Genomic DNA, 257 nt, shown 5'->3' on the forward strand with positions numbered 1-257 from the left:
GTAATTATAATAAGCCGCATGCGCTCCTTGCAGCAGAATCGATACCAAGAGAACCGTCAAAAACCCTTTCGATTTCAACAATTCTGCCGTGGCGCTCGGCCCTTTCTGTGTTCTCGGTACGGGCTTTGATTGCAGCGGGACCGGGGAAGCGAGCGATTGGGCGACCGCCATGGACAGCAAGCCCGCGAGCATAATCCACAAAATCGCCTGCTCCTGCCAAACGGCGGTAGCTGCCCCGACAATCAGCAAAGCGATCG

The 257-nt window shown here is 55.6% G+C and carries 1 protein-coding gene; it reads right to left on the minus strand.

Features of this window, described 5'->3' with window-relative positions; translation table 11 throughout:
- A partial coding sequence (locus SB822_RS58780; protein ID WP_410859333.1) for a hypothetical protein occupies positions 1-257 on the minus strand: 257 nt, incomplete at both ends.

Source organism: Paraburkholderia sp. SIMBA_054, from assembly GCF_046534875.1.
Classification (GTDB): domain Bacteria; phylum Pseudomonadota; class Gammaproteobacteria; order Burkholderiales; family Burkholderiaceae; genus Paraburkholderia; species Paraburkholderia hospita.